Source organism: Xenorhabdus ehlersii, from assembly GCF_003610465.1.
Taxonomy (GTDB): Bacteria; Pseudomonadota; Gammaproteobacteria; order Enterobacterales; family Enterobacteriaceae; genus Xenorhabdus; species Xenorhabdus ehlersii.
Genome location: NZ_RAQI01000007.1, coordinates 156,828 through 169,636, shown reverse-complemented (window position 1 = coordinate 169,636; position 12,809 = coordinate 156,828). Strand labels below are relative to the sequence as shown.

The window sequence follows — 12,809 nt, the reverse complement described above, 5'->3', positions numbered from 1 at the left end:
CAACGAAGGAAATAAGCAATTAAGCAGCTTCTTTCTGATCGCGTAGCGCAGCCAGAGTGCGAACCAGTTTGCCTGCAGCGGCTTCTTTCATGGTTGACATCAGGCGTGCGATTGCTTCTTCGTAAGTTGGGAGTGTTGCCAGACGATCGATGTTGCTCGCTGGGATAAACTCACCTTCAAAGGCTGCTGCTTTAATCTCGAATGCTGGGTTCGCTTTCGCGAAATCTTTGAACAGACGAGCAGCTGCGCCCGGATGTTCGTTAGAAAAAGCAATCAAGGTTGGACCAACAAACGCTTCCTTCAGGCACTCAAATTCAGTACCTTCAACAGCACGGCGCATCAGGGTGTTACGAACAACACGCATATAAACGCCAGCTTCGCGACCTGCTTTACGCAGTTCAGTCATTTTATCTACGGTAACGCCGCGAGAATCCGCAACAACCGCAGACAGCGCGCCTTTGGCTACTTCGCTGACTTCAGCAACAATCGCTTGTTTGTCTTGAAGATTTAGTGCCATTAGCTTCTTGCTCCTGGATTAACCGGGCAAACCCGGGACTCACTTCACTCAAAACACCAAATGTGCCTGAGCGCTGAAACACGGTGAGCAGAATCCAGAAAATAAATTTCATTTGGCTCTGTCACCGTCTACGCAGGATATTAAGTAATTACTTACGCCTGCGGTCTTGGACGGGGCTTGGATTAGGCCAAGCTCCAACCGAAAACTTGTTATTTGCCGATACGGCCTTATTTTTCGAAGGTTGTATGTTATAAAACACACTGATCAGCAAATTTGAAGCGTCAGATTTTAGACAAATCTGACGCTAAGGTAAAGCGTTATTCTCAGCTTAAATCATTAAACTGATGCGTTCAGACTAGACTGGTCGATCGCAACACCTGCACCCATGGTAGTAGACAGGCTAACTTTCTTAACGAAAACGCCTTTAGCAGAAGATGGCTTAGCTTTTTTCAGCGCAACCAGCAGAGCTTCCAGGTTTTCTTTCAGTTTGTCAGCGTCGAAGTCAACTTTACCGATAGTGGTGTGGATGATACCGTTCTTGTCGTTACGGTAACGAACCTGACCCGCTTTAGCGTTCTGTACAGCTTCAGCAACGTTAGGCGTTACAGTACCTACTTTCGGGTTTGGCATCAGACCACGTGGGCCCAGGATTTGACCCAGTTGGCCAACAACACGCATTGCATCTGGAGATGCGATAACAACGTCGAAGTCCATCTCGCCTTTCTTAACCAGTTCAGCCAGATCTTCCATACCTACCAGTTCAGCGCCAGCAGCTTTAGCTGCTTCGGCGTTTGCACCCTGAGTAAATACAGCAACACGGACTGAACGGCCAGTACCGTGTGGCAGTACAGTTGCACCACGAACGTTCTGGTCAGATTTACGAGCATCAATGCCAAGATTAACAGCTACGTCAACGCTTTCTACGAATTTAGCAGTAGCCAGTTCTTTCAGCAGAGTAACAGCTTCGTTGATGTCATATTGTTTAGTTACATCAACTTTTTCACGGATAGTGCGCATGCGCTTGGTCAGTTTAGCCATTGATTAATCCTCCACTACCAGGCCCATGGAACGAGCAGTACCTTCGATTGAACGCATCATCGCGTCAACGTCAGCACCAGTCATGTCCGCAGCTTTAGTTTCAGCAATTTCACGAATCTGAGCGCTGGTTACTTTACCAACTTTATCTTTGTTCGGTTTGCCAGAACCAGATTTGATACCTGCTGCTTTTTTCAGCAGAACAGCCGCTGGTGGGGTTTTGGTAACGAAAGTGAAAGAACGGTCTGCGTAAACAGTAATAACAACTGGAATTGGCAAGCCTTTCTCAATGCTTTCAGTTTTAGCATTGAACGCTTTACAGAATTCCATGATGTTAACACCCTGCTGACCCAGAGCTGGACCAACTGGTGGGCTTGGGTTAGCCATGCCAGCTGCAACTTGCAGCTTAACGTAGGCTTGTACTTTCTTAGCCATTTATTTTTTCCTCTATGCGGGTCTTATCGCCTCAAGATGAGGCTCCCCTGACAATTTGAACCCCGTCTATTAAAGACCAGGCCCCTAAGACTTTAACTAACCTAATATTATCTAAGTATCATCTAAAAATGATGCCTGGATAAAAAACAAAAGGCGCGAAATTGTACGCTAATTTCACACCCTTTGCAAGCATAAGCGCTTACTTAATCACCAGGTTAGGCTTTCTCTACCTGGCTGAAATCCAGCTCAACAGGTGTAGCACGACCAAAGATAGAAACCGATACTTTCAAACGGCTCTTCTCGTAATCAACTTCTTCCACCACACCATTGAAGTCTGCAAACGGACCATCGCTGACTCGAACCATTTCGCCTGGTTCGAACAGAGTTTTTGGCCGTGGTTTATCACCAACCTGTTGAAGGCGATTCATGATCGCATCAACTTCTTTATCGCTGATTGGTGCTGGGCGGTCAGAAGTACCACCGATAAAACCCATTACGCGAGGTACACTGCGAACCAAATGCCAAGTCGCATCGTTCATTACCATCTGTACCAAGACATAGCCAGGGAAGAATTTACGCTCGCTTTTACGGCGCTGGCCACTACGGATCTCAACAACCTCTTCTGTCGGCACCATCACTTCGCCAAAAGAATCTTCCATCTCTTGTAATTTGATATGTTCACGCAGAGATTGAGCGACGCGACCTTCAAACCCAGAAAATGCCTGGATGACATACCAACGCTTTTTTGGGGATTCAGACATTTTTAAAACCTCAGGCCTGTAATAAATGAAACTAAACGCACCAGAATACCATCAAGCCCCCATAAGATAAGAGACATGACAGCCGTCACAACTGCAACAATTAAAGTCGTATGCAGTGCTTCCTGGCGAGTTGGCCAAATGACTTTACGCATTTCAATGCGGGCTTCACGGGCAAAGGCTAATGCAACTTTACCTTTTACAGTCCACAATGCAACTGCTCCTGCAAGGGCAACAATAGCAACCACGGCTATCGCGCGCAGAGGCAGGTTATACTCTCGGTAATAGTAATTACCCACAATAGCAACCACCAGTAGCACTGCTACCAATAGCCATTTTGCTATATCAAGACCACGCCCGCTTTCTTGAGCATCGCTATTCGCACTCATAAACCAACCTGTAACTATATGTAAGTAACTATGATGTAAATAGATAGCCAGCTTGCCTCGCAAGAGCAAAACAAATCAGACCGAACCCAAAGATAATTGTAATTGTATCTGACTCGGCACCATAATTCAGCAGGACTTTTGTATATCGATGATATCTAAGCCCATCCGTTGTATCAGAGCCTATCTCACCAATAATTAAGAATAGCAATCAAATAGCAATTTATCTGCCATTAATTATCCAATTATGAACAACTATTGATGAGATAGGTTCTTCTTAAGACAACGTATAAAAAGGGCATCTATCGATGCCCTTCCAAAATGAACACATTAAAAAAATTATGCGATCACTTTAGCAACAACACCGGCGCCTACAGTACGACCACCTTCACGGATTGCGAAACGCAGACCTTCGTCCATGGCGATTGGCGCAATCAGGTTAACTACCATGTTGATGTTGTCACCTGGCATTACCATCTCTACGCCTTCTGGCAGTTCGATAGTACCGGTTACGTCAGTAGTACGGAAGTAGAACTGTGGACGGTAACCTTTGAAGAATGGCGTATGACGGCCACCTTCATCTTTGCTCAGGATATACACTTCAGATTCGAACTGAGTGTGTGGGTGGATAGAACCTGGCTTCGCCAGAACCTGACCACGCTCAACGTCATCACGCTTAGTTCCACGCAGCAGAACACCCACGTTCTCACCCGCACGACCTTCGTCCAGCAGTTTGCGGAACATTTCAACGCCGGTACAAGTGGTTTTAGTGGTTTCTTTGATACCCACGATTTCAACTTCGTCACCGACTTTAACGATACCACGCTCTACACGACCGGTAACTACAGTACCACGGCCGGAGATGGAGAATACGTCTTCGATTGGCAGCAGGAATGGCTTGTCAATGTCACGCTCTGGTTCTGGGATGTAAGAATCCAGTGCTTCTGCCAGTTCGATCACTTTCGCTTCCCACTCTGCATCGCCTTCCAGCGCTTTCAGCGCAGAACCACGGATGATTGGGGTGTCGTCGCCTGGGAAATCGTACTGAGACAGCAGCTCACGTACTTCCATTTCCACCAGTTCCAGCAGCTCTTCATCATCAACCATGTCACATTTGTTCAGGAACACGATGATGTAAGGAACGCCTACCTGACGACCCAGCAGGATGTGCTCACGAGTCTGTGGCATTGGGCCATCAGTTGCCGCAACTACCAGGATCGCGCCGTCCATCTGAGCCGCACCGGTGATCATGTTTTTCACGTAGTCGGCGTGGCCTGGGCAGTCAACGTGTGCGTAGTGACGAGTTGGAGTATCGTACTCTACGTGAGAAGTAGAGATGGTGATACCACGTGCTTTTTCTTCTGGTGCGTTGTCGATCTGGTCGAATGCACGCGCGCTACCACCGTAAGTTTTTGCCAGAACGGTAGTGATTGCAGCAGTCAGGGTAGTTTTACCGTGGTCAACGTGACCGATAGTACCAACGTTAACGTGCGGTTTTGAACGTTCAAACTTTTCTTTAGACACGACTCTATTCCTTAATACTGCTCCCCCGTCACAGAAATGAGGGAGCTAAAAAGATAGTAAACTCGAAAATTTATCTAGATTTACGAGCTTCGATAATAGCCTGAGCGACGTTGCTCGGCGCTTCGTTGTACTTCAAGAACTCCATGGAGTAAGAAGCACGACCTTGGGTCTGAGAACGCAGGTCAGTAGCATAACCAAACATTTCAGACAATGGTACTTGAGCACGAACAATTTTGCCCGTAGCTATATCATCCATACCATCGATCATACCACGGCGACGGTTCAGGTCACCGATGACGTCACCCATGTAGTCTTCTGGGGTTTCCACTTCGACTTTCATGATAGGTTCCAGCAGAACTGGTTTCGCTTTCATGAAGCCTTCTTTAAATGCCATGGATGCAGCAATTTTAAAGGCGATTTCTGAGGAGTCAACGTCATGGTAAGAACCATCGAACAGGGCAACTTTAACGTCAACGATTGGATAACCAGCCAGAACACCGCTCTTAAGCTGTTCCTGAACGCCTTTATCGACGCCTGGGATGTATTCTTTAGGAACAACACCACCAACGATTTCGTTCGCGAATTCGTAACCAGCACCACCTGCTTCCAGAGGCTCGATACGTAGCCAAACGTGACCGTACTGACCACGACCACCGGACTGTTTAGCGTGCTTACCTTCCTGCTCAACAGAAGCACGAATGGTTTCACGGTAAGCAACCTGAGGTTTACCTACGTTCGCTTCAACGTTGAATTCACGACGCATACGGTCAACCAGAACGTCGAGGTGCAGCTCACCCATACCTGCGATGATAGTCTGACCAGACTCTTCATCACTGCTCACGCGGAAAGATGGGTCTTCTTGAGCCAGACGGCCTAAAGCGATACCCATTTTTTCTTGGTCAGCTTTAGTTTTTGGCTCGATTGCAACAGAGATAACTGGCTCTGGGAATTCCATGCGCTCCAGAATGATTGGGGCGTTCATGTCACAGAGAGTATCACCGGTGGTTACATCTTTCAGACCGATAGCAGCAGCGATGTCGCCTGCACGGACTTCTTTGATTTCTTCACGTTTGTTAGCGTGCATCTGAACGATACGGCCAAAACGTTCTTTTTTGTCTTTCACCGGGTTCAGTACGGTGTCACCAGAGTTAACAACACCAGAGTAAACGCGGAAGAAAGTCAAGTTACCCACGAATGGGTCAGTCGCGATTTTGAACGCCAGTGCTGAGAATGGTTCATCATCGCTGGAGTGACGCTCAGCCGGAGTATCTTTACCGTCTGGCAACATACCTTTGATGGATTCAACATCAGTTGGTGCTGGCAGATATTCGACAACTGCATCCAGCATTGCCTGAACACCTTTGTTCTTAAATGCAGAACCACAGGTAACCAGGATAATTTCGTTGGCCAAAACACGCTTACGTAGAGCTGCCTTGATTTCTTCTTCAGTCAGCTCTTCACCGCCCAGGTATTTATCCATCAGCTCTTCTGATGCTTCTGCGGCGGATTCAATCAGGTTCTGATGCCATTCCTGAGCCTGCTCAAGCATGTCAGCCGGGATATCTTCGTATTCGAAGGTAATACCCTGATCTTCGTCGTTCCAGTTGATCGCTTTCATTTTCAGCAAATCAACAATACCGGTGAAAGTATCTTCTGCACCAATTGCCAATTGCAGAGGAACAGGGTTAGCAGCCAGACGAGTTTTGATCTGCTCAACAACGCGCAGGAAGTTCGCTCCCATACGGTCCATTTTGTTAACGAACGCGATACGTGGAACATTATATTTGTTCGCCTGACGCCATACAGTTTCAGACTGTGGCTGAACACCACCAACTGCACAGTAAACCATTACTGCACCGTCAAGAACACGCATAGAACGTTCTACTTCGATAGTGAAGTCAACGTGGCCTGGGGTGTCGATGATGTTGATACGGTGTGGCTCATACTGTTTAGCCATACCAGACCAGAATGCGGTAGTCGCAGCAGACGTGATGGTAATACCACGTTCTTGCTCCTGCTCCATCCAGTCCATAGTAGCAGCGCCATCATGAACTTCACCGATCTTATGGCTTACACCAGTGTAGAACAGAATACGTTCGGTGGTAGTGGTTTTACCCGCGTCAATGTGCGCACTGATACCGATATTACGGTAACGAGTTATAGGGGTTTTACGAGCCATTTTTTCCTCTCTCGTGGGCGTTCAATTTAGAGAACGGGTAGCCGGACAGCTACCCAGAACATATTCACTGCCGATGAAATACCCAATAAGGGATTACCAACGGTAGTGTGCGAACGCCTTGTTAGCTTCTGCCATACGGTGAACGTCTTCACGTTTCTTCACAGCAGCGCCTTTATTTTCAGCCGCATCAGATAATTCATTTGCCAGGCGCAGAGCCATGGACTTATCACCGCGTTTACGAGCAGCTTCAACGATCCAACGCATTGCCAGAGCATTACGACGAACCGGACGAACTTCAACTGGAACCTGATAAGTAGAGCCACCAACACGGCGGGACTTAACTTCTACAGTCGGGCGCACGTTATCCAGTGCCAGCTCGAATGCTTCCAGATGATCTTTACCAGCACGCTGAGCCAGGGTCTCAAGCGCACCATACACAATTGCTTCTGCGACAGACTTCTTACCGTCTACCATCAGGATATTTACAAATTTGGCCAGCAGTTCAGATCCGAACTTTGGATCTGGCAGAATTTTACGTTGACCAATTACACGACGACGTGGCATGGAAATACTCCGTTTCGAATTTCAGGGTTGTCCAAAACTCTACGAGTTTATTTTGACATTAATGTGAAAAATGTTTGGCCTTACTTAACGGAGAACCATTAAGCCTTTGGCTTCTTCACACCGTACTTAGAACGACCTTGTTTACGGTCTTTAACACCGGCACAGTCCAGAGCGCCGCGAACGGTGTGGTAACGCACACCTGGCAAGTCTTTAACACGACCGCCACGGATAAGGATAACGGAGTGTTCCTGCAAGTTGTGGCCTTCACCACCGATGTAGGAAGAAACTTCGTAACCGTTAGTCAAACGCACACGGCATACTTTACGCAGTGCGGAGTTTGGTTTTTTAGGAGTGGTGGTATATACACGAGTACATACGCCACGTTTTTGCGGGCAAGCTTCCAGAGCAGGAACGTTGCTTTTCACAACTTTCGAGCTACGAGATTTGCGAACCAGCTGATTAATAGTTGCCATTATTAAAAAAGCTCCTGGTTTTTTGCTTCGTAAACACGGATTTTACCCTCTCTCTGTCATTATGACAAAACAAGAGGACGCGGAATTTTATTGCTGACTTAACGAGGTGTCAAGAAATATACAGTTTTTCTATATCGGCAAAATATTATCGGTAAGGTACTGCCAGTAAAGCGTTAGGCTGGTAAAGTTACTGAAAAGTGCAATTCAGATCTACCAATCACATCTACCAGGCAAAATTTTGCTGATGTTTTACCGTTAAGCTAACAAAACCATTATAATCAATCACCCTTACACGGTCTGAAATTTGTTCAATCAGCCCCCGTGCATCGAGATCTTCCTTCAAAACATAGATGCCTGCCCCGGTACGGAGCAGTTCAGCCAAATAACGGTTATCATTAATACCTGATAACACACCATTCTGCATCAATAGAACATCATCGGTATCAGATACAAGGCCAAGCATTGCATTGAAGTCATCATGGTAAGGTGAGCGACTGACAGTATATAACATGTTACCCGCCTGAAATAGATTAAAATTTCAACACAAAATCATAACCCGCCAACAATTCTCGGATTGCTGCGGCAGAAAGAAGTTCAGCTTCCAGCACAAAATTATTTGCCGGGCTGCCTCCCCGAATCACCAGATCATCCAGACAAACGTAAAATTTATCAATGTCATAAAGCGGCAAGACCTTAAAGGTTGAGATATAGTCACGGGCCAGGATTTTATCCGGCTGCTGATTGGCTAATAATTGAAACACGCCATCAGAAATAAAAAATACACCGATCTGCTCAGTCAATGCCGACGTTGCAAGCAATGCATCCAGCCCTTCCCTGCCGGCAGAAGAGCCATGAGGAGCTTCAGTAAAAACAAAGGCAATTTTTTTCATCGATACCCACGAAGATTCTCAAACCTAACCAGCGCTAGAATTGTATGACACGATCACATAACATCATGGCTTCTGCCAATGATCCCAACCCACTAAGCTCAAACCCTTCGGCTAAATTAGCGGCAGGCAGATTCAATTCACGGGCTTGCTGTTCATCTACAACACCACGGCGCAATGCCGCTGCAACACAGATAAACAGATCGAATTGATGTTGGACTGCCAATACCTGCCAGGCCCTGACCAAATCAAACTCATCATTGGCAGGGGCAACCAATTGATTGCCGTTTTGGACACCTTCGCGATAAAAAAACACGCTATGCAGTTTATGACCTGAGGCGATCAATGCCTGAGCAAATTGGTAAGCGCTGCTGGCTTGTTGAGTACCGTAAGCTGGCCCAGTGACCAGCAAACAATAAGACAATGACAACATTACTTCTCCGAACCCGCACATTCACCATTTTTAAACTGACGAATGTAGAGGTATACCGTATGCTTGGAGATATTCAAACGATCAGCGACCTGATTGATGGCATCTTTAATATCAAAAATACCTTTCTCATAAAGGTTCAGCACTACCTGTCTGTTTTTCGCATTATTGGAAACATTACGATCAGCATTCACTTCTTCAATAGTGAATTCCAGAGTTTGTGCTACCAGATCATCCACGGAAGAGGCAAAATTGACGTTTGAAGCAACTTCATGCGTTTTTTCCGGGATAAAGGTCTGAATAATTTCAGAGAAAGGCACATCAAGGTTCATATTGATACACAAAAGCCCAATGACTCGACGCTGGCGATTGCGGATAGCAATCGTGACAGATTTCATCAACGAGCCACTTTTTGCCCGTGTGAAATACGCCCTGGAAACGCTACTGTCTTCATCTGTAATATCATGCAGCATTCGCAACGCCAGATCGGTAATCGGAGAACCAATTTTACGCCCCGTATGTTCGCCATTAGCTATTCTGACGGCTGAACATTTAAGATCTTCCAGTGAATGAAGAACTATTTCACAATGCCCACCAATCAACATAGCCAGGCCATCAACAGCAGCTTCGTAAGATTTTAAAATTTCGTGATCAGTTTCACTAAATGGTTGGTTTTCCAGTAAATCAATATCACTGTTATCACTAGAGATATTATCACCAGTTAATAGCGGGGTAGACATGTAATACACCATCCTTCAAATTCTGACTTTGCCTCACCAAAAACATCAGGGCAAGATTTATTATAAAATCACATGACTGCAACTCAGCATCTACTTCGGTAAACACCTATTGTTACAAGAAAGTTAAATAGCCTTATGTGATAAGCGCTAAAAACAAACAGTTAAAAATGTTTGTTCTATATTATTCTATTCGGACTATTCAGAGTAGTGACGTTAAAACCACATCGAACTGCCGTCAAGCTCTTGCTGAGTATAGCGCGGGGTTCTATCACAGCTTTATGCCGAATCCACCTGAAATACGAAAAGCAATATCTCATTTAATACCGTGGGAAATAATAAGCAAATAAATTTATTATTTTTTATCCATGCTTATTACTAATCAAATAGAGGTAAATATCAGCAGCAAATCGAAAGGTGGAAGAAATATGTGATAAAGCAGGAGCCTTAATCCCCTGCTAATATCTTTTAATTACAAGAATTATTTTGCCTTGGCAACAGGCTTAATATCCAGTAATTCAACATTAAAAACTAAAGTGGAGTTAGCTGGAATTTTAGGTAAATTTGCCTGATCATAAGCCAGCTTAGGAGGAATAACTAATGTGATTTTTCCACCTTTCTTCACATGCTGTATACCTTCTTTCCAGCCTGGAATAACGCTGTCCAAACGAATTGCCAGCGGCTCTTTACGGTCATAAGAGCTATCAAAAACCTGACCATCAATCAAAGAACCTTTATAGTTAACAACTACAGTATCAGTCTCTTTAGGTGCGTTACCAGTACCTTCTTTTTCAATTTTGTAAAGAAGCCCCGTTTTGGTTTCCACTACGCCCGCTTGTTTAGCAAACTCTTTGCGATATTGGGCACCTTTTTCACCATTTTCACTGGCTTCTTTTTCTGCCTTAGCCAATGCTGCACTTTTCACTTTAGATTCAAAGGCCATCAAGGTTTCCTGAATCTCTTTATCCGTCAGTTTGGCTTTATTATTTAATGCATCTTCAACACCAGCCAACAACTGTTCTTTTTCTATATTGATACCGAGCGCTTTCTGCTCTTGCAATGAGTTGGCCATGTAGCTTCCCAGAGAAGCACCCAGAGCATAAGAATTTTGCTGTTCTGCTGTTTTAAAAGCACTATTTAGTTTTACTTCGCCTTTGGTTTCGGTGTTAGCAGCCAAAACCTGAGGTATGCTAAATACCACCGCTAGAGTTGTTGCCAACAGAGTGGTTTTAAACAATGATTTCATCCTATTCTCCAATAAGTTTGGGTGGGGTTACCATCAGCATAGGTCATAACGTTTACTATAACCGCCTAAGGAAACCAATGACAATATTTGCTATACCTTGCCATAAAAATCGTTGAGACAACATTAAAGCAAAGAGATTTCGTGAAATCCTATTTCACTGGATATATGAGCATTATAGTGGCATCTTGACCGAATCATCGGTCCGTCATTTAAATTAATTGATTCAGAAGCAGGAGGAAAGATAATGGAGTTATCTGAATTTGAGCGAAGATTTGAGCAACTAGAAACCAAGCTGGCTTATCAAGAAGCCACCATTGAAGAATTGAATCAGGAAGTGATAAAGCAACAGCTCGAAACTGACAGATTGAAAGAACAACTAAAATTAATCGCTGAACGTCTGCAAACTCACCAGGCATCCATCATTGCACCGCTTTCTGAAGAAACACCGCCCCCCCATTACTGATATTCATCAGGGAAGCTCTCTGCCAAGGAAGGCTAGACGCAAAATAAAAAAGAGAAGCTGAAAACCCGCTTCCCTTTTTTTGCTTACTGATATTTCAGGTGACTAACGATTTTCAGTTATCCCCGATTAATCTTAATGGCAGCTACCGCCGCAGCATCCATGATCGTCGTGATCGTGATCACCACAGCCACCCTGACCGTGTACATGGCCATGAGCCAATTCTTCTTCGGTCGCCTCACGGATCGCTACAATTTCAACATTGAATTTCAGATTCTGACCAGCCAGCATGTGGTTCGCATCAACAACCACTTCATCACCTTCTATGGCAGTGATTTCTACTGGAATAGGCCCTTGATCCGTGTCAGCCAGGAAACGCATACCAACCTGAAGATCATCAACGCCAACAAACACATCTTTTGGTGCACGCTGAACCAAGTTATCATCATACTGACCGTATGCATCTGCTGCTTCTACACTAACATCAAAACGTTCACCCGCCTCACGGCCTTCCAGTGCTTTCTCTAATCCGCTGATCAGAGAACCACGGCCATGCAGATAGTCTAACGGTGCACTCACCGAGGACTCATCAACTAAAACACCATCTTCTGTTCTTACTTGATAAGCCAGGCTGACCACCAAGTCTTTTGCTACTTTCATGACAACTCCTACATACCCGAGGGAAAAAACCGTGAGGGAAAATTTTTACTGCTCAAAAAAATGCTGCCAATTGTAACGGAATTCTACGTTACTGTACCTAGGTAATGGCAAAATTTATCCACAATTCATTGTATATGTATTGAGTTACTGTGGTGTAAAGATCCCAATGACCTGTTCCTGCTCTCTGATATGAGATGTGACAGCTTCATCTGTCTGCCTCTGTATATGACCACAATGGACACACTCAACAACATCAACCTTATTTTCCTGCCACATTGCCAGCGTATCCTGTGATTGGCATTTTGGGCAAACCGCTCCTGCAATAAAACGCTTACGACTAATTGACATAATTCCCCCTAAGACGTGTCAGAACATCTATTTTCCGCTACCATGCACACCAGGCACTTAAAATTGAATACATATACCCAATAGCTTTCAAATTGCGGCACATCGATCACTATACGTATCAACGATCACTATGCATATCAATATACGATTGGTATGGGGAACGCAGTCAA

17 protein-coding genes are annotated in these 12,809 nt (G+C 45.1%); 1 reads left to right on the top strand and 16 read right to left on the bottom strand.

Annotated elements, in window-relative coordinates:
* Nucleotides 1-19: 19 nt before the first annotated feature.
* The 14 genes from rplJ to fkpA form a co-directional block, all read right to left on the bottom strand.
* On the bottom strand, nucleotides 20-517 hold the full coding sequence (gene rplJ, locus BDE27_RS18330) for a 50S ribosomal protein L10 (RefSeq protein ID WP_074020846.1): 498 nt from the start codon (nucleotides 515-517) through the stop codon (nucleotides 20-22).
* Between the two features lie 336 nt (nucleotides 518-853).
* The gene (rplA, locus tag BDE27_RS18325) at nucleotides 854-1,555 is read right to left on the bottom strand and encodes a 50S ribosomal protein L1 (protein WP_074023706.1); all 702 of its coding nucleotides are present in this window, start codon (nucleotides 1,553-1,555) and stop codon (nucleotides 854-856) included.
* A 3-nt stretch (nucleotides 1,556-1,558) separates the two neighbouring features.
* Complete coding sequence (gene rplK, locus BDE27_RS18320; protein ID WP_074020842.1) at nucleotides 1,559-1,987, bottom strand: 50S ribosomal protein L11; 429 nt, start codon at nucleotides 1,985-1,987, stop codon at nucleotides 1,559-1,561.
* Between the two features lie 215 nt (nucleotides 1,988-2,202).
* Complete coding sequence (gene nusG / locus BDE27_RS18315) at nucleotides 2,203-2,748, bottom strand: transcription termination/antitermination protein NusG (protein ID WP_092519796.1); 546 nt, start codon at nucleotides 2,746-2,748, stop codon at nucleotides 2,203-2,205.
* Nucleotides 2,749-2,750: 2 nt separating this feature from the next.
* A complete protein-coding gene (gene secE / locus BDE27_RS18310; RefSeq protein WP_099130913.1) occupies nucleotides 2,751-3,134 on the bottom strand; it encodes a preprotein translocase subunit SecE in 384 nt (127 codons plus the stop codon).
* Between the two features lie 336 nt (nucleotides 3,135-3,470).
* Nucleotides 3,471-4,655 (bottom strand): elongation factor Tu, encoded by a 1,185-nt coding sequence (gene tuf, locus BDE27_RS18305; protein WP_099117318.1) that lies wholly within the window; start codon nucleotides 4,653-4,655, stop codon nucleotides 3,471-3,473.
* Nucleotides 4,656-4,725: 70 nt separating this feature from the next.
* A complete protein-coding gene (gene fusA, locus BDE27_RS18300; protein ID WP_099130914.1) occupies nucleotides 4,726-6,834 on the bottom strand; it encodes an elongation factor G in 2,109 nt (702 codons plus the stop codon).
* A 93-nt stretch (nucleotides 6,835-6,927) separates the two neighbouring features.
* The gene (rpsG, locus tag BDE27_RS18295) at nucleotides 6,928-7,398 is read right to left on the bottom strand and encodes a 30S ribosomal protein S7 (RefSeq protein WP_074020838.1); all 471 of its coding nucleotides are present in this window, start codon (nucleotides 7,396-7,398) and stop codon (nucleotides 6,928-6,930) included.
* 98 nt (nucleotides 7,399-7,496) lie between these two features.
* Nucleotides 7,497-7,871, bottom strand: coding sequence for a 30S ribosomal protein S12 (rpsL, locus tag BDE27_RS18290; RefSeq protein WP_010848548.1), 375 nt, complete (start codon nucleotides 7,869-7,871; stop codon nucleotides 7,497-7,499).
* 223 nt (nucleotides 7,872-8,094) lie between these two features.
* Complete coding sequence (gene tusB, locus BDE27_RS18285) at nucleotides 8,095-8,382, bottom strand: sulfurtransferase complex subunit TusB (protein WP_099130915.1); 288 nt, start codon at nucleotides 8,380-8,382, stop codon at nucleotides 8,095-8,097.
* 19 nt (nucleotides 8,383-8,401) lie between these two features.
* Nucleotides 8,402-8,761, bottom strand: coding sequence for a sulfurtransferase complex subunit TusC (gene tusC, locus BDE27_RS18280; protein WP_099130916.1), 360 nt, complete (start codon nucleotides 8,759-8,761; stop codon nucleotides 8,402-8,404).
* A gap of 34 nt (nucleotides 8,762-8,795) precedes the next feature.
* Nucleotides 8,796-9,191: a sulfurtransferase complex subunit TusD gene (tusD, locus tag BDE27_RS18275; RefSeq protein WP_099130917.1), complete on the bottom strand. Its 396-nt coding sequence runs from the start codon at nucleotides 9,189-9,191 to the stop codon at nucleotides 8,796-8,798.
* Entirely contained in the window at nucleotides 9,191-9,928 is a 738-nt protein-coding gene (locus tag BDE27_RS18270) for a helix-turn-helix transcriptional regulator (protein WP_099130918.1), read from the bottom strand. The genes tusD and BDE27_RS18270 overlap by 1 nt, the downstream gene beginning before the upstream one ends.
* A 478-nt stretch (nucleotides 9,929-10,406) precedes the next feature.
* Nucleotides 10,407-11,171 (bottom strand): FKBP-type peptidyl-prolyl cis-trans isomerase, encoded by a 765-nt coding sequence (gene fkpA / locus BDE27_RS18260; RefSeq protein WP_099130919.1) that lies wholly within the window; start codon nucleotides 11,169-11,171, stop codon nucleotides 10,407-10,409.
* A 244-nt stretch (nucleotides 11,172-11,415) separates the two neighbouring features.
* Between fkpA and BDE27_RS18255 the strand changes: the two genes are divergently transcribed.
* On the top strand, nucleotides 11,416-11,634 hold the full coding sequence (locus tag BDE27_RS18255; RefSeq protein WP_099130920.1) for a SlyX family protein: 219 nt from the start codon (nucleotides 11,416-11,418) through the stop codon (nucleotides 11,632-11,634).
* A gap of 132 nt (nucleotides 11,635-11,766) precedes the next feature.
* Here the strand turns inward: BDE27_RS18255 and slyD are convergent, their stop codons facing one another.
* Both slyD and BDE27_RS18245 read right to left on the bottom strand, forming a co-directional pair.
* Nucleotides 11,767-12,291: a peptidylprolyl isomerase gene (slyD, locus tag BDE27_RS18250; protein WP_099130921.1), complete on the bottom strand. Its 525-nt coding sequence runs from the start codon at nucleotides 12,289-12,291 to the stop codon at nucleotides 11,767-11,769.
* Between the two features lie 144 nt (nucleotides 12,292-12,435).
* The gene (locus BDE27_RS18245) at nucleotides 12,436-12,639 is read right to left on the bottom strand and encodes a YheV family putative zinc ribbon protein (RefSeq protein ID WP_074020827.1); all 204 of its coding nucleotides are present in this window, start codon (nucleotides 12,637-12,639) and stop codon (nucleotides 12,436-12,438) included.
* Nucleotides 12,640-12,809: the final 170 nt, after the last annotated feature.

What these genes read in the sequence shown, in the direction of transcription:
- rpsL (WP_010848548.1), bottom strand. Translation starts at nt 7,871, where the DNA reads ATGGCAACTATTAATCAGCTGGTTCGCAAATCTCGTAGCTCGAAAGTT.
- fkpA (WP_099130919.1), bottom strand. Translation starts at nt 11,171, where the DNA reads ATGAAATCATTGTTTAAAACCACTCTGTTGGCAACAACTCTAGCGGTG.
- rpsG (WP_074020838.1), bottom strand. Translation starts at nt 7,398, where the DNA reads ATGCCACGTCGTCGTGTAATTGGTCAACGTAAAATTCTGCCAGATCCA.
- nusG (WP_092519796.1), bottom strand. Translation starts at nt 2,748, where the DNA reads ATGTCTGAATCCCCAAAAAAGCGTTGGTATGTCATCCAGGCATTTTCT.
- BDE27_RS18245 (WP_074020827.1), bottom strand. Translation starts at nt 12,639, where the DNA reads ATGTCAATTAGTCGTAAGCGTTTTATTGCAGGAGCGGTTTGCCCAAAA.
- rplA (WP_074023706.1), bottom strand. Translation starts at nt 1,555, where the DNA reads ATGGCTAAACTGACCAAGCGCATGCGCACTATCCGTGAAAAAGTTGAT.
- BDE27_RS18270 (WP_099130918.1), bottom strand. Translation starts at nt 9,928, where the DNA reads ATGTCTACCCCGCTATTAACTGGTGATAATATCTCTAGTGATAACAGT.
- rplK (WP_074020842.1), bottom strand. Translation starts at nt 1,987, where the DNA reads ATGGCTAAGAAAGTACAAGCCTACGTTAAGCTGCAAGTTGCAGCTGGC.
- secE (WP_099130913.1), bottom strand. Translation starts at nt 3,134, where the DNA reads ATGAGTGCGAATAGCGATGCTCAAGAAAGCGGGCGTGGTCTTGATATA.
- tusD (WP_099130917.1), bottom strand. Translation starts at nt 9,191, where the DNA reads ATGTTGTCATTGTCTTATTGTTTGCTGGTCACTGGGCCAGCTTACGGT.
- BDE27_RS18255 (WP_099130920.1), top strand. Translation starts at nt 11,416, where the DNA reads ATGGAGTTATCTGAATTTGAGCGAAGATTTGAGCAACTAGAAACCAAG.
- tusC (WP_099130916.1), bottom strand. Translation starts at nt 8,761, where the DNA reads ATGAAAAAAATTGCCTTTGTTTTTACTGAAGCTCCTCATGGCTCTTCT.
- fusA (WP_099130914.1), bottom strand. Translation starts at nt 6,834, where the DNA reads ATGGCTCGTAAAACCCCTATAACTCGTTACCGTAATATCGGTATCAGT.
- tusB (WP_099130915.1), bottom strand. Translation starts at nt 8,382, where the DNA reads ATGTTATATACTGTCAGTCGCTCACCTTACCATGATGACTTCAATGCA.
- rplJ (WP_074020846.1), bottom strand. Translation starts at nt 517, where the DNA reads ATGGCACTAAATCTTCAAGACAAACAAGCGATTGTTGCTGAAGTCAGC.
- slyD (WP_099130921.1), bottom strand. Translation starts at nt 12,291, where the DNA reads ATGAAAGTAGCAAAAGACTTGGTGGTCAGCCTGGCTTATCAAGTAAGA.